The 21589-nt window shown below is 67.2% G+C and carries 23 protein-coding genes and 2 pseudogenes; 14 read left to right on the top strand and 11 right to left on the bottom strand.

Features of this window, described 5'->3' with window-relative positions:
• Window positions 1-202: 202 nt before the first annotated feature.
• The 9 genes and pseudogenes from AB0C28_RS52590 to AB0C28_RS52550 form a co-directional block, all read right to left on the bottom strand.
• Window positions 203-1159, bottom strand: a complete 957-nt coding sequence (locus AB0C28_RS52590; RefSeq protein ID WP_358084598.1) for a hypothetical protein — start codon at window positions 1157-1159, stop codon at window positions 203-205.
• A 48-nt stretch (window positions 1160-1207) separates the two neighbouring features.
• Entirely contained in the window at window positions 1208-1954 is a 747-nt protein-coding gene (locus AB0C28_RS52585) for an ABC transporter permease subunit (protein WP_358084595.1), read from the bottom strand.
• A 137-nt stretch (window positions 1955-2091) separates the two neighbouring features.
• Complete coding sequence (locus AB0C28_RS52580) at window positions 2092-2877, bottom strand: ABC transporter permease subunit (protein WP_358084592.1); 786 nt, start codon at window positions 2875-2877, stop codon at window positions 2092-2094.
• Between the two features lie 107 nt (window positions 2878-2984).
• Window positions 2985-4091 carry a methyltransferase gene (locus tag AB0C28_RS52575; RefSeq protein ID WP_358084589.1) on the bottom strand — a complete coding sequence of 369 codons (1107 nt, stop codon included), beginning with the start codon at window positions 4089-4091 and terminating at the stop codon, window positions 2985-2987.
• Window positions 4088-5029: pseudogene (locus AB0C28_RS52570) on the bottom strand (NrtA/SsuA/CpmA family ABC transporter substrate-binding protein); the annotation flags it as partial. The pseudogene AB0C28_RS52570 and the gene AB0C28_RS52575, both read right to left, overlap by 4 nt.
• A 352-nt stretch (window positions 5030-5381) precedes the next feature.
• Window positions 5382-6308, bottom strand: a complete 927-nt coding sequence (locus tag AB0C28_RS52565) for a hypothetical protein (RefSeq protein WP_358084586.1) — start codon at window positions 6306-6308, stop codon at window positions 5382-5384.
• An 85-nt stretch (window positions 6309-6393) separates the two neighbouring features.
• Window positions 6394-7335, bottom strand: coding sequence for a phosphotransferase (locus AB0C28_RS52560; RefSeq protein WP_358084583.1), 942 nt, complete (start codon window positions 7333-7335; stop codon window positions 6394-6396).
• A gap of 195 nt (window positions 7336-7530) precedes the next feature.
• The gene (locus AB0C28_RS52555; protein WP_358084580.1) at window positions 7531-8358 is read right to left on the bottom strand and encodes an SAM-dependent methyltransferase; all 828 of its coding nucleotides are present in this window, start codon (window positions 8356-8358) and stop codon (window positions 7531-7533) included.
• Window positions 8355-8732 (bottom strand): hypothetical protein, encoded by a 378-nt coding sequence (locus tag AB0C28_RS52550; protein ID WP_358084577.1) that lies wholly within the window; start codon window positions 8730-8732, stop codon window positions 8355-8357. Before AB0C28_RS52550 ends, AB0C28_RS52555 begins: the two co-directional genes overlap by 4 nt.
• A gap of 57 nt (window positions 8733-8789) precedes the next feature.
• Between AB0C28_RS52550 and AB0C28_RS52545 the strand changes: the two genes are divergently transcribed.
• Together AB0C28_RS52545 and AB0C28_RS52540 are read left to right on the top strand one after the other, a co-directional pair.
• Window positions 8790-9254, top strand: a complete 465-nt coding sequence (locus AB0C28_RS52545) for a hypothetical protein (protein WP_358084574.1) — start codon at window positions 8790-8792, stop codon at window positions 9252-9254.
• A 25-nt stretch (window positions 9255-9279) separates the two neighbouring features.
• Complete coding sequence (locus tag AB0C28_RS52540; RefSeq protein WP_358084572.1) at window positions 9280-10623, top strand: hypothetical protein; 1344 nt, start codon at window positions 9280-9282, stop codon at window positions 10621-10623.
• Between the two features lie 59 nt (window positions 10624-10682).
• On the opposite strand, the gene AB0C28_RS52535 is transcribed toward AB0C28_RS52540, so the two are convergent.
• Both AB0C28_RS52535 and AB0C28_RS52530 read right to left on the bottom strand, forming a co-directional pair.
• Window positions 10683-10841: a hypothetical protein gene (locus AB0C28_RS52535; protein WP_358084569.1), complete on the bottom strand. Its 159-nt coding sequence runs from the start codon at window positions 10839-10841 to the stop codon at window positions 10683-10685.
• A gap of 73 nt (window positions 10842-10914) precedes the next feature.
• Window positions 10915-12344, bottom strand: a protein-coding gene (locus tag AB0C28_RS52530; RefSeq protein WP_358084653.1) for an IS3 family transposase whose coding sequence is annotated in 2 segments (ribosomal slippage) — window positions 10915-11993 and window positions 11993-12344 — 1431 coding nt in all. Because the reading frame shifts where the segments join, the coding sequence is not laid out codon by codon here.
• Between the two features lie 189 nt (window positions 12345-12533).
• Between AB0C28_RS52530 and AB0C28_RS52525 the strand changes: the two genes are divergently transcribed.
• The 12 genes and pseudogenes from AB0C28_RS52525 to fxlM all read left to right on the top strand — a co-directional run bounded on the left by AB0C28_RS52525 (window position 12534) and on the right by fxlM (window position 21583).
• On the top strand, window positions 12534-13064 hold the full coding sequence (locus AB0C28_RS52525) for a hypothetical protein (protein WP_358084567.1): 531 nt from the start codon (window positions 12534-12536) through the stop codon (window positions 13062-13064).
• A 219-nt stretch (window positions 13065-13283) separates the two neighbouring features.
• Window positions 13284-13424: a hypothetical protein gene (locus AB0C28_RS52520; protein WP_358084564.1), complete on the top strand. Its 141-nt coding sequence runs from the start codon at window positions 13284-13286 to the stop codon at window positions 13422-13424.
• Window positions 13425-13929: 505 nt separating this feature from the next.
• A complete protein-coding gene (locus tag AB0C28_RS52515; protein ID WP_358084561.1) occupies window positions 13930-14184 on the top strand; it encodes a hypothetical protein in 255 nt (84 codons plus the stop codon).
• A complete protein-coding gene (locus AB0C28_RS52510) occupies window positions 14181-14705 on the top strand; it encodes a DUF6879 family protein (RefSeq protein WP_358084558.1) in 525 nt (174 codons plus the stop codon). The genes AB0C28_RS52515 and AB0C28_RS52510 overlap by 4 nt, the downstream gene beginning before the upstream one ends.
• A 23-nt stretch (window positions 14706-14728) precedes the next feature.
• On the top strand, window positions 14729-15607 hold the full coding sequence (locus AB0C28_RS52505; RefSeq protein WP_358084555.1) for a helix-turn-helix transcriptional regulator: 879 nt from the start codon (window positions 14729-14731) through the stop codon (window positions 15605-15607).
• A 126-nt stretch (window positions 15608-15733) separates the two neighbouring features.
• Window positions 15734-16900 carry a hypothetical protein gene (locus tag AB0C28_RS52500; RefSeq protein ID WP_358084552.1) on the top strand — a complete coding sequence of 389 codons (1167 nt, stop codon included), beginning with the start codon at window positions 15734-15736 and terminating at the stop codon, window positions 16898-16900.
• Window positions 16893-17513, top strand: a complete 621-nt coding sequence (locus AB0C28_RS52495) for a 3'-5' exonuclease (RefSeq protein ID WP_358084550.1) — start codon at window positions 16893-16895, stop codon at window positions 17511-17513. The genes AB0C28_RS52500 and AB0C28_RS52495 overlap by 8 nt, the downstream gene beginning before the upstream one ends.
• Window positions 17488-18156 (top strand): dTMP kinase, encoded by a 669-nt coding sequence (gene tmk / locus AB0C28_RS52490; protein WP_358084547.1) that lies wholly within the window; start codon window positions 17488-17490, stop codon window positions 18154-18156. The genes AB0C28_RS52495 and tmk overlap by 26 nt, the downstream gene beginning before the upstream one ends.
• 46 nt (window positions 18157-18202) lie before the next feature.
• Window positions 18203-19062, top strand: a pseudogene (locus AB0C28_RS52485) (SAM-dependent methyltransferase).
• Window positions 19059-19397: a hypothetical protein gene (locus AB0C28_RS52480; protein WP_358084544.1), complete on the top strand. Its 339-nt coding sequence runs from the start codon at window positions 19059-19061 to the stop codon at window positions 19395-19397. The pseudogene AB0C28_RS52485 and the gene AB0C28_RS52480 overlap by 4 nt, the downstream one beginning before the upstream one ends.
• A 497-nt stretch (window positions 19398-19894) precedes the next feature.
• On the top strand, window positions 19895-20242 hold the full coding sequence (locus tag AB0C28_RS52475; protein WP_358084541.1) for a hypothetical protein: 348 nt from the start codon (window positions 19895-19897) through the stop codon (window positions 20240-20242).
• A gap of 72 nt (window positions 20243-20314) precedes the next feature.
• Window positions 20315-21583, top strand: a complete 1269-nt coding sequence (fxlM, locus tag AB0C28_RS52470; protein WP_358084539.1) for a methyltransferase, FxLD system — start codon at window positions 20315-20317, stop codon at window positions 21581-21583.
• The last annotated feature ends 6 nt before the right edge of the window (window positions 21584-21589 follow it).

Here is a 21589-nt window from a genome sequence, read left to right as displayed (position 1 = left end):
GTGGAAGGAGAGGCCGCAGATGCGGACGCGCGCCGGCCCTGCGGCTGACCTGTTCCGTCGCGCGCCCGCGTTCTGGCGCGTCAAAGTCACGCCGGAGTCGAGCATGTGTCCGGGCGGCATCGGCAGTTTGGCCGGCAGCCCGGAGGGTGGGGGCGTATTCTCCTGTAGAAGTCGCCGCCCGGAGAGATCACCGGTACAGGACTCAGTTCCCTGTCCCGCGGCTACCGGCAATGGTGGGTGAAAGCCTGTGGATGTAAGCACAGATGCGCAACCGGAGCGCCTTCGGCGGGTGGATGAGCATCGGCGTCAGGAGGAGAGGGCGCTGCCACCAGCGCAGCGCGGCTGTGCGCCGACGGCGGATCGGTCGGTTAAGGATCCAGTACGCGGGAGCGGCGCCTCCGTGGGTCATGGCGGCGTTGATGTCGCAGGCGATTTCGAGCGTCCAGCTGACCGTGACGTGCAGGAGCAGCACTCCGGCGAGGCCGGCCAGTACGATCAGTCCAGGTGAAAAGATTCCGGCGAGGACGGCGACGTCGGCGAGGACGGTCATTCTGATCCAGTGCGCCGCCATATACGTACGCCTGAGATGAGCGCGCTCGTGCGTAAGGACGAATCGCAGCACCTCCAGGTTGGCGGGCTGCATGAGCTGGTCGCCGACGAGGAGTATGACGTGACGGGTGCCGGGGACCGGGTATGTGCCCGCTGACCAGCGCATCACGCAGATGCACGCGTCGTCTGGGTGCCCGCAAGAGCACCTGATGGGGTAGAGGTGGAGGTCATAGTCGCGTTGCCGGGCCGCCGTACGTGACTGGGCGACGACGTCGGCCACGTCCGGGTGCACCACCGAGAGAAGGTCTTGCTCGTAGGAGGCGGCGCTGTCCCAGTCGATGGTCGGGGAGCGCCTGATCTGGCTCCTTTTGATCGCCCACCCGATCTGGGACAGCAGGACGAGGCCGGCCCAGCATGCCAGCGCGATCAGCTGGCCGGCCAGGGCGCTCAGTGCGAAGCCGAAGGCAATGAACAGCACGGGCATCACGAAGGGAGCGCTCTGGGAAGAGAGGCTGTTCGCCTTGGCGGTGAGTTCTTCGCCCAGTTCGCGGAACGTCCGCTGTTGGGGTTTGCGGGGCTTGGAGGCGGGGCGGGTAGGGGTGGTGGCCATAGAAGGGCACTCCGTGGAAGCGGTCTCGGTAGCGGATAGACGAGAGGGTCAGGCGTGGCCGTGGGCGGGTGTGGACTGGCGTGATCGCAAAAGACGATGTTGGAGCAGCAGGAAGAGGGCGTTGGCGGTGATGCCGAGGCCGCCGAGCAGGACGATCACTGCCCACATGGCGGGGATGTCCAGGGTGCCAGCGGCTTGCTGGAGCCGGTAGCCGAGCCCGTTGGTGCTGGCGGCCAGTTCGGAGACCACCATCATGATCAGGGCGAGGGAGACACTCAGCCGTAGACCGGCCAGGATTCTGGGGGCGGCGGCGGGGATGAGCACCGACAGCAGTCGCCGACGGCGTTGGAGCCGGAAGACCGTGGCGGTGTCGAGGAAAGCGCGGTCGATGCTGCGGATGCCGTCTGCGGTGGCGATGAGAATGGGCCAGGTGACGGCGTAGACGATGGTGGCGAGCTGGGTTGGGGTGCCTATCGGCAGTATGGCGAGGAAGAGGGGCAGGAGTGCGGGTGGTGGGATGGCGCGGCCGATGTGCAGGATCGAATTGGTGAGTGCGGCTAGCACGGGCAGGCAGCCGAGGGTGATTCCGGCGGCCAGGCCGAGGGCGGCGGCCAGGGTCCATCCGAGCGCGAGGCGGGCCAGGCTGGGCAGCAGATCTTGAAGCGCCTGGTCGGTGAGGAAGGTGCGGCTGGCCGGGGCGGCGAACCACAGGTGGTAGGCGCGGTCGATGATCGTGCTGGGTGGTGGGAAGTAGAGCAGGTGGTGGATGCGGGCGATCACCTCCCAGGCGATCACCGCGGCCAGAGCGGGCAGCGCTTGGGAGAGAAAAACCGGGAGCAGGAGGTGACGCCGGTGATGTGCTTGCGCAGCACCCCACCCATGGTCTCCTGGTCGCGCAGCGTGGGGCCGGTAGTGGCGCTGGTGTGGGGCGGTCATCGGGGTGCTCCGGTGGTGTGCCGGTGCCAGGTGAACAGGCGGTGTTCGCCGGCGGCGCACAGTTCGGTGGCGGCTAGGGCGAGCAGTCCGGCGGCGAGGGTGGCGGCTAGGCCGTGGGCGGTGTCGAATGCGCTGTAGGAGTTGACGATGTAGGTGCCGATGCCGGGTGTGGCGCCGGTGATGACCTCCACGCTGACCGACACGATCAGGGCGACGGGGATGGCCAGGCGTACGCCGGTGGCGATGTGGGGTGCGGTGCTGGGCAGGCAGGCGCGCCAGATGATGGCGAGCGGGCCGAAGCCGTAGGCGCGCAGGGTCTCCTTCAGTTGCGGTTCGACTTCCAGCATGCCGTACAGGGTGGTGATCAGAATGGGCCAGGAGCAGCTGTAGACGATGAGCGCGGTCTTGGCGGCACTCGGCTCGCCGAGCAGGGACAGCGCTAGAGGGATGAGCACCAGCGACGGGACCGAGCGCAGGAATTCGATGATGGGCCGCAGCACGTGTTCGAGGCCGGGAAGAGCGCCCAGGAGTAGTCCCGTTGTGACGCCGAGCCCGAAGGCGGCGGTCAGGCCGGCAGCGCAGGCATGCAGCGTGGCGTAGGTGTGCGCGGCGAACTCGCCGTCGCTCAAAAGGCCGGCGGCGGCGGCTGCCACGCTGGAGGGGGCGGGCAGCACGCGAGGGCCGGGCGGGCCGAGACGGTAAGCCAGCTCAGCGGTCACGCCGAGCAGGGCCAGGCCGGCTGCGCCGAGCAGGGCGCGACGCTGCCACGTCAGTGTGCTCACGGATTCTCCATGAGGGGTGGGGTGGCTGGAAGAGGTGGGGGCGGGCGATCGGGTGCGGACTGGAGTGTGGCCGATCGCCCGCCCCCTCGGGGAGATGGCTGGAGGGGTCAGTTGACCATGGCGATCATGAGGGCATGGTCGCTCGGCAAGGGTGAGACGTCGATGATCTTGAGTCCGGCACGCGCCAGCAGGTCGTAGTACTGCGGCATGGTGCGTTCCTGGCCGCCGGCGAACAGGCTCATCATGCGCAGGTCCAGGTCGATACCGTGGTTGTGGATACCAGGCACCGGCAGCGGCACTTCGACGATCCACAGTTTGGCGTGCGGCCCGGCCGACAGCATCGCCTGGCGGGCGTTGGACAGCAGTCGCAGGTTGGTGGGGTCATCCCAGTTGTGCAGGATGGACGAAAGGATGATCAGGTCAGCGGCTGGGCAGGGGTCGTTGAAGATGTCGCCCGCGATGATCTCGACCCTTCCGGCCAAGCCCCGCTCGATGAGTCGGTGTTCGGTGCGGGCGGTGACGTCGGCCTGCTCGATGAGGATGCTGTCCAGGTGCTCGTGGGCGGTGAGGAGGGCGGCCAGCAGGGTGCCGTCCCCGCCGCCGAGGTCGGCCACGGTGCGGAAGCCGGCGAAGGAGCGGGCGGCCAGCGTGGCGGCCAGGCCGGTGGTGCGGCTGCTCATGAACGTGTCGAACATACCGGCCAGGCCGGGGTGGGCGGCCAGGAGCGGGTAGGGGGTTTCCTCGCCGTTCAGGGCGTGGGGGTGTCCGGTGCAGATGGTGGCGGCCAGGTTGTCGCCTGCCTGCTGCCACAGCGGCGAGGTGATCACGCCGAGGGCGGCCCACATCGCGCCGCCGGAGCGCAGGGCCTGGCCGAGCGAGGTCAGCCCGTAGCGGCCGTGCTCGTCGGTGGTCAGCACGCCGCGGGCGTGCATGGCGTACAGGAAGCGGGCCATCATCTGCGGCTCGGCCTGGCAGATCTCGGCGAGTTCGTCGCTGGTGCGGAACTCGTCGTCGTCCAGGCTGTCGGCGATGCCGAGGGTGCTGAATGCCTTCAACGCGTGCTGTCGCATGTCGGCGCCGGTCATCTGCTGGATGGCCTCTTGCGTCGTGAGGGCCTGCAGCCGGGCGGCGGCGAACGGGTCGGCGTCGATCTGGCGGGCACCGGTGGGGTCTTCTACCGACGGGGCGGGCATGTCGCGGTCGTCGACGCTCATGGAGTGACTCCGGGAGAAGAGAAGGGGGAGGAGGTGGAGGCCGAGCCGGGCGCCCGCCACAGGAGATCGGTGACGTTGATCGGCTGGGTGAGGTACTTGTCCGCTGCCGGCTTGCTTTTGGAGAACTCGATCATCGCGTCGGCGACCCGTTGCAGCCGGTTCGGGTTGAGCGTGAGCGGAAACGAGCCCAGCGTGATCGATCTGGCCGTCTTTTCGTCGATGTGCGTATAGGAGGGCAGGATCTTCTTGACCGTGCTGTCGTCCCGCGCGGCCCGTTCCTGCCCGCGGGCCAGAGCGCGCTGGAAGCGCGCGACGAGGTCGGGATGCGCGTCGGCCCATTTCGTGGAGACCGCCCAGCCGGCGATCGGCCACTGGCTGGTGCCCGCCGTGGCGACGTCCGCCAGTGGCTGGCCGCCGTACTCCGTCTTGAAGAAGGTGATGAACGGTTCGGTCATCCATCCCACGTCGATGCGGCGGTTTTGGACAGCTGCGGCCATCTGCGGTAGCGGAACCTGCACGAATTCGATGTCGTCCGCGGTGACTCCGGCGATGCGCAGGGTGCTTTCCGCCGTGAGGGTGGAGACGCTCTTGAACGTGCCTACACCGATGGTCTTCTTCTTGCCGGTGCCGTTCCACTTCAGTTCCGCCAGGCTCTTGATCGGGGAGTCCTTGCGGACCATCAGCAGGAAGCAGTTGTTTTCGGCTTGATAAGCGTCTGCAATGAGGCGGGCCAGGCCCGGCTGCCGGTTTTCGACCGCGTACCCGGTGACGTAGTTCCACAGGGCTACGTGGGTGTCGCCGCTTGCCAGGCCGGGGACCGCGTCGGAGCTGCCGCGGATCTCGGTCCAGCGGATCTTCAGGCCCTCCTGGGCGAAATAGCCGCAGTGCTCCGCCAGCTTCGCGGGCGCGACGTCCGGGATGGAGATGATGGCCACCTGGAGGGTGACGAGGTCGCTAGCCGTGTCCGTGGTTGCCGATGGCGTGGGTGCGGTGTTCGGGCCGCAGATCCCTGTCGAGCGAGGCGTTGTGGTGCTGCTCGGTGGCGCGCACCCGATCACGAGCACGTACAGCGCCGATAATGTAACCGATAGTAGTCGTTTCATGAATGTCCAAACAGAAGGGGGGTGAAGGAGGGGTGAAGCTGGGAATGCGGTCGCGGCCCGGTCTCACGCCTGTGCCGAGATCAGCCGAGTGGCGACGGCGAGATGGTAATGAGATGCCGCCTCACGGCCTGGCCATCCGAGGGCCGGCGGGAGAGGAGCGGTCCTCAGCCGGAGAAAGGCCGGTTGGTTAGCTTGAGCGCAGGCGGTGCTGTACCCAGGCCAACGCCGCGGGCTGTAGGGCCGGAGTGGGGCCAGGCTGAGGAGGGTCCTGCGGCCGGGGCGTGCGGGATGCCACGAGCATCTGATGAAGTGCCCATGTGGCGATATAGCCGGTGACCGCCCTGTAGGGCGCCCGACGCCAGCAGGGGAAGGAACGCGCGAACAGGTCCTCCACCTGCTCCCCCGGATGGCCGGCCTGCACGAGATGCACCCCCAACGGGATCAGGTCTACCCAGGCGGCCCCGTACGCGGCCCGGGACCAGTCGGTGACGACGAGGGGACATCCCACGGTCACCAGCAGGTGCCGCGGCACCCACTGCCGGTGAAGCAGAGTCGTGCCCGCGATGGCCGCGTCGTCGAACAGGCGGACCGCTGCCTGCCAGATGTTCAGTTCGCCGACGGGCAGTACCCCTGAACTGAGAACCTTGACGGCGCTGCGCACCTCCTCGCGAAGGTCGTCCTCAGCCCGCGCGGCACCGCTGGGCACGCTGGTGACGGTGAACCGCAAGCTCAGCTCCCCCAGCCCTTCCATCACCAACTCCAGGTCACGCGTTCCGGCCATGAGGCTCGGCTGATGGTACATGTCGTTGACGTAGCTCGTCACGAGCAGATGAGCCTGGTCAATGGTGGCGACCAGCCGCACATCGGGACCGGGCACGCTGGCGCAGTGGGTGCGGACCCACATCTCTCGCCGCAGCAGTTCACCGGCGTCGGTGCCCTTGATCCCCGCCTTCAACACCGCGCGACTGCCGTCAGCGAACTCCAGCCGGGCCAGCAGCGCGCTGCCGTCCGGGCTGGCAGGCCGGAACTGGGGAGTGCGCAGCAGTTGTCCGCACTGGAAGTTGATCGCTTCGAACACCGGACCGGGCAGGTCCTCCATGGTCAGACGGGCCATGACGTCTCCCAGATGCAATAGCCACCGTGCGAGTTCATGTCTCTCCTTTCTGGTGATGTCGAACGTGCTGTTGCGGTCGGTCCGGCTACAGGGCATCCAGCCGGTAGTCCAGCCAGTCCTGGCCGGCCTGGGCCAGCATCTTTGCGTCCTGCCGATACATCAGGTCGGCCGGGTAGGGGGCCGTGGTCCGGCGCCAGTGGCGCAGGCTGGTCAGGGCGGCCACCGCTGCCACATCCCCCGGGTGCGCCGCCGCCCAGACCTGCGGCGAGGCGGCGTGCAGGTACTTGTCAGCCTCCTCGGGTTCGTGGCCCTCGGCCACGAGCAGCGGGCCCAGACCGCTCGCCAGATCCAGCCACGCCGGGCCGACGAGCGCCTTCGACCAGTCGACCAGGTAGACCAGGGAATTCTTGCTCAGCATGTTCTTGCGGCACAGATCCCCGTGCAGCAGCGTGGGCACCGAGGCCGCGAGCCGATCCATCTTCAGCAGATCCACCGCCCGGCGGTAGCGGTGAGGATCAGCCAACGTCACCGGCGGCCGCTCAAGGAGCGGGTCCACCGCAGCCCGGAGAGCATGGACATACTGCTGCACCGATCGAACGGTGTTCTCCCAGCCCGCCCGGCACGGCTGCCGCGACAGCCACCCCACCGCATCCACCACGACCGGGACATCCAGATCCCCCGGCCGCAAATTGACATAACAGGCGTTGTCGTTGATCAGTTCCCAGAACATCAGCAGCCATCCGTCCACCTTCCGCACCTGCAACAGGCACGGCGCCGGCGCGGCAGGCTCGGGCAGAAAGGCGGCCACCTGACGCTCCCGCAGGAACGGCTCCAGGACGTGGTCTGCGTTCTCCAGCGACACCGCCTTGACGAACGCATTCTGGCGGGCCCCGTACACCCGCGCGGTGAACCCCGGCCGCCGACCGGCTATGCACTGGACGTCTATCACCGTGCTCAGACGATCCTCGACGGCATCGCGGACGGCCAAAGGCAGCATTTCCCAAGTCGGACGGTCAGTCACTGTCACGGATACCTCCAACAGGAGAGCTCGTACGCGGTTCGCCGGCCTGCTTTCGCGGCGGCAAGGACGGGGGCTGGGGCGGGTACCACCAGAACGCGAGAAGAGGAAAGCCGGTCATCGAGCACAGCGCCGCCCAGAACGAGAACCACAGGGGGTACCCGACAGCCCGCGTTGCACCGGCGGTGGTGTCGTCGTGTGAGGTCATTTCCTGGCCATCCACATGAGGAAGTAGGGTGCCTCTTTCGGAGGCGGTCCCTCTGGTCGAGGGGGCAGGAAGCTGGGCGTGGGCACCACACCCGGAGGGAGGAGTTCGAGGCCGTCCGCGTATGCGGTGATGTCCTCTTTGGCGCGCAGGTAGATGGGGACGCCGGTCTCCTTCTCATACCGGGCCGAGCCATTGACGACCATGTCCGGGTCCACGCCCGTGCTGGTCGCATGGGTGACGACCACGACACTGCCGGGCGGCAGAAACGTCCGCAGCGCCGCCATCAAAGCGGTGACCTCGTGGTCGGTGAGGAAGTGCAGGACCGCACCCAAGATCGCCACGATGGGCTTGTCATGGCCCAGGTGCGCCTCCAGAGCCTTCACGACCGCGTCGGTACGCCGCAGGTCCTGCTGGACCACGGCCATGCCCGGCAACTTGCCGTACAACTGCGTGCTGTGCATGATGGCCAGCACGTCAGAATCCAGCATCAGCCACCGCCGCCCCGGCTGATGCCTGGCAGCCACCATGCACAGATCCGGCAGCTTGCGCCGGTCCAGCTCCTGCTCGGGAATGCCGCCACCCAGGTCGGCGAACCGATCGTGCCCGGCACGCGCCAGGTGCTCGACCGCGCGGACGAGCGCAGCCGCGTTCTCCTCCACGACCAGGTCTACGTTCGGCACCTCCTTTGCGATGCCATCACCCGCGGTTCGCGAAGGATCCAACGGATTCTTCGATCCCCGCAACGCGGCATACGTGCCGGCAACAGTGGCCTCCTGCGGCTTGAACGTGCTGCCCGGGCCAGTGGCGGACGGATCGGTGGTCATGAAGAACCACCACCCGCAGGGCCAAGCACGCGGGCGATGCTGGGCGTGTTCGGGTCCACCCCGGATGGGGGCGATGTGGTGCGGTCAGCGGTCATGGAAACCTCGAAGGGGGATGTCTGTACGCCATCCGCGATGGCAGCCGCGGGCGCGGCGAGCAGGAAAGCGACACGGTCAGCAGTTGCACGCTCATCGCCCTGCTCACCGAGCTCGTATCCGTAGTCTGTGAGGTAGCGGCCGTTTGTGGCTGTTACTACTGCCTTGATTCGCGGATGCAGGGGGTTTCCCACAGCCACCGTGCCGCCGTCTCCTTCCGCGACGGATAGTCCGCGCGCTTCGAGGAGGTCGTGCAGAATTGCCGTGGGATTCGCGTCCATGCCTCAATCCCACTGCCACTGGTAGGCGAGCGGGATATGACAACCTATGACACGGAGATGATCATGCCTCTGGTGGCGGCTATCACGGGGACACGATCAACCGGGCACCGCGAGCTCACTTGGTACGCAAATGTGTTCGATACCTATCTGTCGCCGTTCGCGACTGATGACGCACACTTCTACATCGGAGGCGCGGTCGGCATCGACAGCCTGAGCCTGCTATGGCTGGCCGGTAGCACCAAAGCCCGGATCACGGTCGTCGTGCCATGCACTGTTCAGGACCAGCCTGCCGAGGCCCGGCAAGCCATCGCCCAGTGCCATGACCGAATCACCGAGATCGTCGAGCTGCGCGCCGCAGAGCTCAAGACACCGGCCTATCACGCGCGAAATCGCTGGATGGTCGATCGCGGCCGCATGGTGATCGGGTTCCCCCGAGAAGGGGACGAGACGACATCGGGCACGTGGCAGACCATCAACTACGGGGCTTCGCAAGGAAGACCTCGACTGATCGTGCCTGTGTGAACGCAATTACGGGCATCATTAGTGCATGAGCACGCACAGCCGGTTAACCGGCGCTGCCATGCTCAAGCGGCTGCGGCGGTCCCGTGGATGGTCCCTCGCCAACGTCGCACGAGCCCTTGTCGATATGGCTGCCCGGCTTGGGCAGCCATTCGACACCAGCATCGCGAGCGTGCAACGCTCCGTCGCCCGATGGGAGAGCAGCACCGGTCCCATCGTGCCCGGAGAGCGGTACCAACTGCTGCTCGCCCACCTTTATGCCCACGATGCCCGAGGACAGATGTCTCTCGGCTCTGGTAGCGACCTCGCAGAGCTGCTGGAGGCGCTCGGGTACTTCGGCGTGAGCGAGGGGCGCCTCAACGAGCTGCGCACGATTCTTGTCCGAACGGCGACCGGCACCGGGGTGGAACTGCTTGCGCTGCTCGGCCCATCCACGCAGGCCGCCCTTTCTGTGGCTCTCGCTGACCCGTCACGCCTTGACGAGGGGCTTTTGGCCGCGATGCGAGATTCCATCTCGCACGTGAACGGCCAGGTCGGGAGCGTCCCGTTCGTGCGGTTGCAGCTACTGCTCGCACCGATCATCGAGTCCTGCCGGCGGCTGCTGGACATGTCCGTCCCTAGCCTATTCCTGCCGGATCTACAGCTCATCTCCGCGCAGGCGTACACGCTCGCTGGCCGATTCGCATTCGAGACCCGAGACGATGACGCCTCCCGGGCTCTGTATTCGGCAGCGACGGACATGGCCGGCAGCCTTGGAGTCCCGTGGCGGCGCGCGGTCGTCCACATGAGCAACGCGCTCGTCACGCTGTACTCGACGCCCGGCTTGGACGCCGCCAAGGCTCTCATCGACGCCGCGGTGCGTGATGCGCGTGTCGGCCAGAGCGTCACCGTCCGAGCCCGAGCGCACGCGTTGCAGGCGGAGATCGCTGCCCGAGCCGGTGCGGAGAAGCACGCGAAGGCGGCGCTCGCGCTCGCATGGTATGACCTGGACCAAGACCGCGCCGCTGACCCAGCCACAAGCTCGTTCTCGCCTGCTCATCTGCGCGGCTTCGAGGGGGTCACCTCGTTGTATGTCGGAGATCCCTCCCAAGCGCATGACTACTTCGCCCGCTCGGCTCAGGCATTGGTCGCGCCGCGTGAGCGAGTGCAGCGAGCGATCGTGTCGGCAGATCAGGCACTCGCCCGAATCCGCCTTGGAGACCCGCACTCAGCAGCCGAGCTGCTGCACGGCTGCATTGATGCCGCATCCGAAACTGGGGGGCGAGTTGCCATGATCCGCCTGCGCCATGCGCGCCAGGATCTGCGGCCGTGGCGGAGGGAAGGATTCATCGCTGACCTGGATGATCATTTGATCGAATCGATCGGTCGGTAAGCCCTTGGCGATGGAAGGCGATTACTGCACACCGATGGCTGAGTCGAGCAAGGCCAGACTTACTTCTCGTCTCCCTTGCCGTCTGGCGGGTACAGCTTGTCGAAGGCGAGCCCGGCGAGACACCAGGCGCCCGCCGCGGCGAGCCATGGATTCAGTCCAGATGCGGTGATGATTACATCGGCTTCCTGGTAGTTCCCCAACGCGACCTGCGTGAGCATCAACCACACCAGCAGCGGATCTGGGACGAGAGCAGCTGCTGCGTTTGGTGACTGTCAAACCGTTTGAGACGTTTCAGGCGACTTGTTCTGTATCGGAGCTGGTTTCCTCCTTGGCGGGTTCGTTGATCCAGACAGCCTGCGGCAGTTTGGGCGGGGTGGGCTTGCGTCGGAACCGGCCGGGGTTGGCGGCGTAGGAGGCCTGGAGGGTTCGGGCGCGCTCGGCCCGGATTTGGCCGGCGGTGCCCAGATGGACCGAGGCCGGGGTGTGCAGGCCGATTCCCGAGTGCCGGTGTTCGTGGTTGTAGTAGGCGAAGAACTCGGTGCAGAAGGTGCGGGCGTGAGCAAGGGAGCCGAAGCGCTCGGGGAAGGCCGGACAGTACTTCAGCGTCCGGAACTGCGCCTCGGAGTACGGATTGTCGTTGGACACCCGCGGCCGGCTGTGGCTTTGCGCGATGTTCAGCTCGGCCAGCAGCGCGGCGACCGGCTTGGAGGTCATCGAGGTGCCCCGGTCGGCGTGCACGTGCGCAGGTGCCCGGCCGCCGTTGGCAGCGATGGCGGCGGCGATGAACTGCTCGGCCAGCTCGGCGTTCTCGCGGGCATGGACCTCCCAGTGCACGACGTAGCGCGAGTAGATGTCGATCATCACGTAGAGGTCGTAGTAGACGCCCTTGACCGGCCCCTTCAACTTGGTGATATCCCAGGTGAACACCTGGGACGGAGCTCGGGCGACCAACTCGGGCCGCGCCCGGGCCGCATGAGTGGCCTGCCGCCGGCGCTCGCGCACCTCACCGCACCCGCGCAGCAGCCGATACATCGTGGAGATCGAACACAGGTAAACGCCCTCGTCCAGCAGCGTGGCCCACATCTGCGCCGGCGCCTTGTCGACGAACCGCGGCGAGCGTAAGACGGCCAGCACCTCCGCCCGCTCGTCCGGGCTCAGCGCCGCCGGATGCGGCGCCGGCGCCGGGCGCGGCCCGAGCACGACCGGGGCGGGATGGCGATGGCGGTGCACGGTGGCCCGCGACTTGCCCGACACCGCGCACGCCGCGCTCACACCGAGCACCGGCTCCAGCGCGGCGAACGCCTCATCGATCACTTCCTGGGCGGCGCGTCGCTGTCCGCGCTCTCGGAGAGCAGTTCCAAGAGCGCGTGCGCTTTTCCCATAATGTCCAGCGCGGCCTTGGTCTTGGCCAGCTCACGCTCGGCCTTCTCCGCCCGCGCCCGCAGCCGCTCGTTCTCCTTCTCGGCCTCGCTCTTGCGCGTCCTCGGCCCGGACGGCTTGGCCGCCAGCGCATTCAACGCCCCCGCGTCGCGGGCCTTGCGCCACTCGATGATGTGGGAGTGATACAGCCCCTCGCGGCGCAGCAACGCGCCCTTGGCACCCGGCTCGCTCGCCGCGTCGTAGGCCTCGACCATCGCCAGCTTGTACTCCGACGTGAACGAGCGCCGCTTCGGCCGATCCGATCGAGGTCTGTCACCCTTGCCCACCTCACCATCATCGATGAGATCCCCACGAAGGTCGGCCACAGTCAACGTCACTGTCCAAAAGATCCTGTTCTCGCCCTGCTTGAGTCACAGAAGACTACTTCGTCCCCAGGTCTCACAAGAGTCTGACAGAGAGGGCCTACGCGGCGCTCGCTGGTCGGCGATAGGGTAAGCGCCGCTCAACCGCCAAGCCGCGAAGGAGCGGTCATGGAAGCCGCTACTGGAGATCTCGCCACCTGGGCCGGAGTCGTCGTCGCTCTCGTGTTTTCCTTGGCAGCCTTCGCGGTGTCGCTGGTCGGTCTCAAGTACCAGCGCGACTCTGCCCAGGCGGCCAAACGAGCTGTCGAGGAAGCCAAGCGGTCGGCGGTCGCCGCCGAAGAATCGGCAGCGGCCGGCGCGCGTTCCGCGGGTGCAGCGGAGCGCTCGGCGCTCGCAGCCGAGCAGGTCGCCGAGATCGAGGCGATGCGGGACATGCAGCCGACGGTCGCGTGGGAGGTGACGCGCGAGTCGCAGTTCGCCGCCTATCTCCGGAACGCCGGCACCGAGACCGTGACCGGCGTGACGGTCGACACGACCGTGCCCGGCGTAGATCAGGCCCCGGACGGTGTCACACTGGAGCCGGGTGCTTCGGCCAAGGTGATGCTCAGCTCGTCACTGGTGCACGACACCCCGCGGGAGATCAGGGTGACCTGGGATGGCGCTTCCTCGCCGGTCGTCGTCCCTGTCCCTCCATGGTGACCGCCGATCGGTGAGCGAGAACGTCGCCTCCAGCGTCTGGCCAGGTTGAGCCGCTTTCCGCGTCGACCACTGTCAATATCTGCGCACTCAACAAAAGACGCTGTACGTAACCAACCCTCCGGTGACCATGTTCTCGGCGCTGGAGGACGACGGCGTCGGCCGGGTTGGCAGGGGAGTCGTTCGGGCATGGTGCGCACGGGCGGCCGCTGACTAATGACCGTGTCCACGCCGCTGTGCTTCGCACTCCATCGGGCCGCCATCCATGCGGTACGGCGCGGTGGTGAACGCCTGACGGTCGAAACCGACGCCGGCACCTGGCAGGCCTGGATCGTCATCAGCGCGACCGGCACCCGGTCATGACCTTACGTCCCGCATTACCCCGGCATCCGCGACTTCTAGGGCGAGCAGCTCCACACAGCCGGCTACCGCGGCCCTGAGCCGTTCCGCGGCCGACACATGGTGATCGTCGGCGCAGCAGCGGCGTTGGCCAACTGGGAGTAGTGGTCCACGATCCCGTCGCGCCATGGCGGTCTCCTTCACTCACAGATGGGCGCGGCCGGGGCGAGGTTACCCATGACCACGTCTGCGACGGTCGGGAAGCAGCTCACACAGGCTTCGTTGATCCGGTACACGGTGGAGGTGCCCTGCTTCTCCATCGAACGCTGGTTCGCCGAGTTGGAGCGGCGCTGTCTGGAGCGCGGTAACTTCTGCTCCCTTGTACGGGCTATGCGGCATACGGGCTATGCGGCGGTGACGCGAGCTCCCCGAACGTCCTAGAACGATCGCGTCTGGAGGGTTGACGGTTACGCCGAGTCGTAGTCCCCTCGTGGTGAATGTTCTCGAAATCTTCTCTCCGGAGGCAGGTATGAGGGTTACGTTCCTCGGTTCAAACTCGCAGAACGGCGGCTCCCCCACGCTGTACGCCACAGACCGGGGCAGTCTCGTGGTGCGTGGCTATTGCATCACTGACCCGCAGGCGCTCGCCGATCTGGGGGAGGTTCCTGCCGGTGAGGCCGACATCGAGATCCCCCTGGAGTTGCTGAGCTTCTACCAGGCCCCCGCAACCCACGACGCCACCACGACCACGGCGGCGGACGAAAGCGCCGGGGAGGGGCGTTGACCCTGGTTTCCGGCGACGCGTTCGGGGATCTGTTCAGGTCATTCGAGCACACCGCGTTCCGGCTGGAGCCGAGGGAGCGCTACAACTCCCCGGGCGAGCACGAACCGCTCCGCAGGTTCCTCGCCGACGAGCCCGACGACCTGGCATGGAATCGGCCCTGGCTAGACCTCATGGCCGAACACGCTGCCAAGGACAAGTTCGTCCACCGCGTGCGGGTCGTCTCCGTTCCGCTGTCGGACTACTCCCGCTTCGGCCTGTGGTGTGCGGAGTTCGCCATCCAGGCCGGGGAGGACATCCGCTATCTGAACCGGGCGCAGGCGGCCGGTCTGCCGGAGTTCGACTATTGGCTGTTCGACTCCAAGTGGGCCGCTCGGCTGGTGTTCGACAATGATGACGTACTGCTCGGTGCCGAGATCGTCACGGACCCGGCCACCGTGGTCAAACTGGCGGCGGCTCGTGACGACGCCTGGCATCGGGCGGTCACTCGTGAGCGGTTCCTCGCCGACTTGGCACGAGAGTAGGACGGCTGAGTAGAAAAGGGGGCGTGACCAGCGTCCAGCAAGCCAGAGAGGCGCTCGGCAACAAACTGCGGACCCTGCGTGCGTCCGCCGGCCTGACCGGCCGTGAACTTGCCGAGCGTCTGTCCTGGCCTGCCTCGAAGATCTCGAAGCTGGAGACGGGGAAGCAGACCCCCACAGAGGCCGACGTCATCGGCTGGGTCGGCGCGACGACCGGCGACGAGCAGGACAGCGCCTCGGTGCTGGCCATGCTGCGCACGATGGAGTCTGCGCACGCGGAGTGGCAGCGCCTCCTGAGCGGGGGCACCAGGCACCATCAGGGCACCTGGGCCGACATGGAACGGCGGGCTACTCGTCTTCGGGTCTTCGAGCCCGCCTTCGTTCCCGGGCTGCTTCAGACAGCGGGATATGCCCGTCATCGGCTGGCTCAGGCCATCACCGTGTTCGGGATCACGAACGACATCGACGACGCCGTCCGCGCCCGGCTGGCCCGTCAGGAGATCCTCTACGATCCGCGGAAACGCTTCCACTTCGTGATCACCGAGGCCGTTCTCCGGTACAGGCTGTGCCCGCCGGAGTTGATGCTCCCCCAGCTCGATCGGCTGGTGGCCGCCTCGACGCTGCCCAATGTGCGGCTCGGAGTCATCCCGTTCGGCACGCCGTTCGTCATCGCCCCTGGGTGCGGCTTCTGGATCTTCGATGACCGTCAGGTACTTGTGGAGATCTTCTCGGCCGAGTTGACGTTGACCCAAGCGCAGGAGATCAACCTGCACGAGAAGGTCTTCGGGGCCATGGCGTCCGTCGCGGCCTACGGTGCCAGCGCTCGGGCGGTCATCACCCAGGTGATGGAGGAACTGCGTTCGGCGCTGCCCGACGACAATGAAGAAAGCGCCGCGACGTCGTAGCTCGATGTTTCGCCTAACCTCTCCTGGCTGGCCAGATTCGAGAAATCTCTAGAACTTTCCTCGCTGTTCTCCACGGCCCCGTGTCACGCTGACAGCGCCATCGGCGGTCCTGACCTGGAGATTGTCGTGAGTTCAGCGTTCGTCCCCTTGTTGTCCGAGGAAGCCGTGGCCGCGCTCCCAGAGCGGGCCCGCGAGGTCGTCGAGTACCGGAAGTCGGGGCTGTCCCTCAATCACGTCCAGGGCTGCTCGCTCGGGTGCGCGTACTGCATCCGGCACACCTACGGGCTCTGGGACGCACGCCGGCCGCGGGCCTTGATGAGCGACAGTGAGGCGGTCGAGCAGCTCGTCAGCCATCGGTACTTCCGGCCGCACGACACCCCGTTGCAGGTCTTCAACCGTGCCACCGACCCGTTCCTGCCGGGCGTACGGGACCACCTGTTCGCGGTGCTGGAGGACCTCGACCACCGCGGGCTTACGAACCCCGTGCTGGTGATCACCCGCGCTCACGTGGACGTCCGCGACTGCGAGCGCCTCAACGCCTTGACGAACGTGAAGGTGACGCTGCTGTTCACGTACTCAGGGATCTACGACAAGCGGATCGAGCCGCACCCCTCGGGCATCGCCGTGCGATCCATGCGGCTTGCCACGACGTACGGGCCACGCCGCTATCGGACGATCTTCTACTGGCGGCCCCTGGTGCCCGGCCTGAACGACACCGCAGCCCACCTGGCGCGGGCCGCGAGTCTGTCCAAATGGGCAGACGCCACGGTGTTCACCGGGTTGTTCTATCGGGACGAGATCGCGGACTACTACCGGGCCAACGGCCTGCCTGAGCCGTATCAGGAGACCATGCGCCGCAAGATCGTCCCCGAGACGCTGGAGGAACGCATCCTCGCGGCATTCGCCCGCCGGCCATCCGACGCCCCGCCGCTGTTCCGCAAGACTTCGTGCGCCGTCTCGTACGCCCACGGGCTGCCGGACTACAACGGCCACTACGGCATCAATGAGCTGTGCGACATCTGCCCGGCCGCCCAGCTCGACCGGTGCGCCCAGGCGCATCAAGAGCCGACCGTTCGCCAACTCCGGGGGGCCGCCGCCGTCCTGCCCGAAGCGGCCGGCATGCGGGTCATCGAGATCACGGAGCGGGCAGCGCAGGTTGAGGGGCTGCCATCCGAGCAGCCGCGCTACTACCTCCAACACCGGTTCGGCTTCCAGATCCATGACGCCGCACACCCACATCGGCAACGACGGCACGGCCGAGCCGAGATCGGATGGGAGAACGCGGATGGCTGACATCGACGGTCAGGCCCCATGGACGGAGTTCCGCTACGCGGTCGCGGACGTCGAAGGCAACGGCCAACAGCCTCCCGATCTCGTTGAGCTGGCCATCGTCCTGATCGACCAGGGCACGGTGGGAGAGCCGCTGACGTGGATGGTGAAGCCTCCGAGGCCGATCACGCCGCTGGCCTGCCGCATCCACGGCATTTCCAACCAGCAGGTGGCGTCTGACCCGCCTGTCGTGGAGTACGCCGCGGACATCATGGCGGTCTTCGACGGCGCCATCTTCGTGGCGCACAACGCTCACGTGGATCTCAGCGTGCTGGCCCGAGAACTGCCCAGCTTCCAGCCCGACCAGGTCATCGACACCCTGAAGCTGGCCCGCCGCCTTGTGCCCGGACTGCCCTCGTACAAGCTGGGCGCGCTCGCGAAGGAACTCAAGCTCGCCGCGAACATGCCCGTCGGCCTGAAACCCCACCGGGCGGCCTACGACGCTCTGATGTGCACCCGCCTCCTTGCGCACCTCGCCGCCAACGCGGGCCCGCTGCCGCTGGCCGCCCTCCTGACCGAAGCGAAAATGACCTCCTGCGAAGGACCGACCGATGACGCAGCTCAGACCCTTTTCTGATCACCGACGCGGCCTATTCATCAGCATCGACGGCCCCTCCGGCGCCGGGAAGTCGACCATCGTCGCGCACCTGTCGCAACTGCTGGTGGCCGATGGCGAACACGTCCACACCACCGCCGAACCGTCCAACGGAGTCCTCGGCAAGATCGCCCGCGAGATGACCGAGACCGTCACCGGCCCCGCACTGGCCTGCCTGTACGCCGCGGACCGCTACCACCACCTTGAGACCGAGATCAAACCTCACCTAGACGCCGGCGAAATCGTCCTCTGCGACAGATACGTACCGTCCGCCCTGGTCATGCAGCGCTTCGACGGAGTGGACCCGACATTCCTGTGGGGCCTGAACTCCCTGGCCGACCGGCCGGACTTAGCTGTCGTCCTCGAAGGCACACCCGAACTGATCGCAACACGGCTGGCGGAGCGAGGAGCGCACAACCGGTTTCAGCTCGCCCCCAGCTCCAGCCATGCCGAGGCCCACTTTTACCGGCAGGCATGCGAGCGGCTCATCCAGGCCGGATACGACGTCCTACGCATCGATATCAACTCCGACGACGCGCACCAGATCGCGGTCACGATCAGGAACCGGCTCAAAGACTTCTTCGCCGTGCCCGACGACCAGCCACTGAGGACCGGCGCATGGTGACACCTCGAACCCCAATCCGCCCCTTCCCCTCTGAAGGTCTCAACTTATGGACTCCCGTAGCGCAACCTCGGTGACCTCGGCCGGCCCAGGAATCCCCGGCGATGCCCCATCGATCGCCCGTGTCTACGACGCCGTGACCAAGGGCAAGGACAACCGGGCCAGCGATCGGGACGTGGTCAAGGCGATGACGGAGATCGCCCCAGAGCTCCCGGAGGCGGCCCGCGCGAACCTCGAGTTCGTCCCCCGCGGAGTTGAGGCCGCCGCCAAGCTGGGCGTCACGCAGTGGCTGAACCTCGGCTGCGGCCTGCCGCAGGTAGGCGAGGAAACCACGCTGGAGACGGCCCGCCGCGTTCACCTGGGCGACCGGGTCGCGTACGTGGACAAGACCCCTCCGTCGCCATCTTCGGGCGGGCGCTGCTCGCGATGGAAGGCGCAATGATGTTGGAGGCGGACGCGCGGGACGTGGACACAGTGCTCGCGCACGTTCGCGCTCACCTCGACCTTCGCCAACGCGTGGGGATCGTGGCCACAGCGCTCGCGCACTTCTGGCCGGACGAGCAGAAGCCGGGAGACATCCTGCGCCGGTACATGGCAGCGTTCCCCGGCGGCTACCTCGTTTTCAGCCACGCCCGGAGCGACCTCCTGACCGCTGACGAGCTCGACCGGCTTCTCACCGCGTACAAGCGGACCGCCGACATCTACCCGCGCCCGCTCAACACGATCCGGAGCATGTTCCTTGACGGCCTGCCCCTGCTGGAGCCCGGCCTTGTGGAGGCGTCGACGTGGCGGCCCTCCGACCCGATCCTGCGTGATGTCGGCAGAGCGCACTTCGTCGCCGCAGTGGCCGCGTTCGACTCGTGCGCGGAGCACGAGGGCGAGGCGGGCCCGATTGGAGACGCGGCATGAGGCACCGACGCAAGGGCGTGGCATCCGTTGATGACCAGTACGCCGACAACCAGGACGAGTACCCCGACGACGTGAAGGGCGCCGAGTGGGCGGCCGAGCTGCAGAACGAGTACGGCGTGACCGTGCTCGTGCTTTGGGAGCCCGCGGGCAAGCACCTGACCGCGTTCTACAAGGGCCACACGCCCGAAGGCATCTTCGTCAAGGGGCGTACCCCGCAGGATCTGCGACAGCGCGTGTCCGCGAGACTCGGCGAGCTGCAGTTGTCCAGGTCGGCCCCCGTGCAGTACCCCATCGTCCACGAGATACTTCCCGGCCTCCTTGGGAGGCACGGGTGACAAGACGAGACACGGCCAGGCAGGCGATCCCGCGCGCAGGCGGGAACGTCACGTCGTGTCTTGGCGCGGCCGGTCGAGGACCGCTCGTCCATGGCCGGCCGTGCGCTCCGGCGCGGACCCAGGTCCAGAATCCGAGCACCCGTCGTGGTCCGCGTCGCCTACAACTCGCAGTCCCACGGTGGAGCCTCTGGCCGCCGTGGGCTGCGAGCCCCACCTCCCGGTCGTCATCCCACCTGTGCGCCGCACCCCTTGGCGCCTCCGTGGCCGGGACCGAGGGAGGCGGATCTAGGCGGGGGTCTGCCCGCCTCCCTCACCACCTCCGGGTGTACGACGCCCGGACCTCGTACGCGAAGGGCCTGACATGGACGCCGGTATCGCATGCGCTGCCCTCCTCACCCTCGACACCGTCAAGAGGAGCCAGCGCCCGCCACCCGCCGAGGACGGCGCGGACCGCCCTCCCGTTACTTCTCACCCCACGGCAGAAGACAGTCAGACCCGTGCGGAGAGTACAGACGATGGCCAGAGCCCGCCAACAGACGGTTGAGCCTGAGCAGGACGAGCAGGACCAACCCGCGTTCAAGTGGGAGCCGCACAGGACGGTCGGCAGCCTGCTGCGGGTCTCCCACACCTCGTGCTGCGGCCTGTACGAGTGGGCGTCCGAGGGCGGCCAGTTCTTCGTGCTGCGCCGCACCGGCGACCGCTATGAGGAGACCGGCCGCGGCCTCTACCGCCAGGCCCTCGACATCTACATCGCTCTCGCCGAAGCGCACCAAGCCCAGCACCTGCGCCGCGGCGAGGCGCCGGAGCCCGACACCTTCCTCAAGCGGAGGGGACGGCGTGGCTAACCCGCTCAGCAGCCCGTCGGCAGCCACCATCGACCAGTTGCCCATCACGACTAAGAAGAGGGGACCTCATCTGTGACCACCGACAACGACGTCCAGGACGTCGCCGCCCTGCGTGACGCCATGACCACCGCCGTGGCAACCACGTGCGCGGAGTGGGGCTTTCCACTCCCGGTGCAGGTCGAGGCCACGTTCCGTACTGTTCCCCGGCATCTCTTCGCCCCCGAGGTGTCTGCGGAGAAGGCGTACGCGCTGGACATCGTCGAGGTCAAGCGCAGCGAGCACGGCGTGTTGACCTCCACGATGTCCGCGCCCGAGACCCAGGCCGTACAGTTGATGCAGGCTGACATCAGTCCGGGGATGCGGGTGCTGGAAATCGGCTCGGGTGGTTACTTCGCGGCCCTGATCTCGGAGCTGGTTGGCCCGACCGGTCAGGTCACGTCCATGGACATCGACGCCGACGTGATCAGCCGGGCCCGCGCTTGCCTGGACGCGGCCGGCTATGAGCGGGTGCGGGTTGCCACCGGCGACGGCGAGTACGGCCTGAAAGGCGATGCCCCCTACGACCGCATCATGGTCACTGTCGGCGCCTGGGATATCCCTCCGGCCTGGCGTGAGCAGCTCACCCCGCGCGGCAGGATCGTCGTCCCCCTTCGGATGAAGGGCATCAGCCGGTCGCTCGCCCTGGAACCTGCGAACGACCACCTCGTCGCCGTGTCGCAGGTGGTCTCCGGCTTCGTCTGGATGCAGGGCGCCGGCGCCAATGACGGTCATCTGTGGCTGCTGCGCGGGAAGAAAGTCGGGCTGCGCTTCGACGACGGGAATCTGGAGCGGCCCAGCGCTCTCGATGGCGTCCTGGACAGCGAGCCCGCCGCGGCCTGGTCCGGGGTGACCGTTCAGAGGTCGGAACCATTCCCGGACCTGGCGCTGTGGATGGCGACCGCGTTCCCTGGCTTCTGCCACCTGGTCGTGGACACCAGTAACGGTGACCCCGGAGTCGCGGTCGAGCCGGGTGGACGCCGGTTCCCATTCGCCGCGGTCGATGACGACGGCGACTCCTTCGGCTACCTGTCGGTCCGGCCGACGGGCGAGGGCGTCGAAATGGGCGCGCATGGCTACGGGCCTCACGGTTCTCAAATCGCTGAGTCCATCGTGGAGCAGGTGCGGGTGTGGGACCGCGACTATCGCAACGGCCCCAGCCCCGACTTCGCCGTCTGGCCGATCGACACCCCCGAGAAGGCGCTGCCTGAGGGCGCGATGGTCATCGACAAGCGCCACACGAAGATCACGATCTCCTGGCCCGACGTAGCTGCTCGGAGCCAGGTAGCCCCACCCACCCAGTGAAGGAGG

Source organism: Nonomuraea sp. NPDC048892 (assembly GCF_040649735.1).
Taxonomy (GTDB): Bacteria; Actinomycetota; Actinomycetes; order Streptosporangiales; family Streptosporangiaceae; genus Nonomuraea; species Nonomuraea maheshkhaliensis.
Note: the sequence above shows the minus strand (reverse complement) of the source record. Positions and strands in the feature narration are given on the sequence as shown.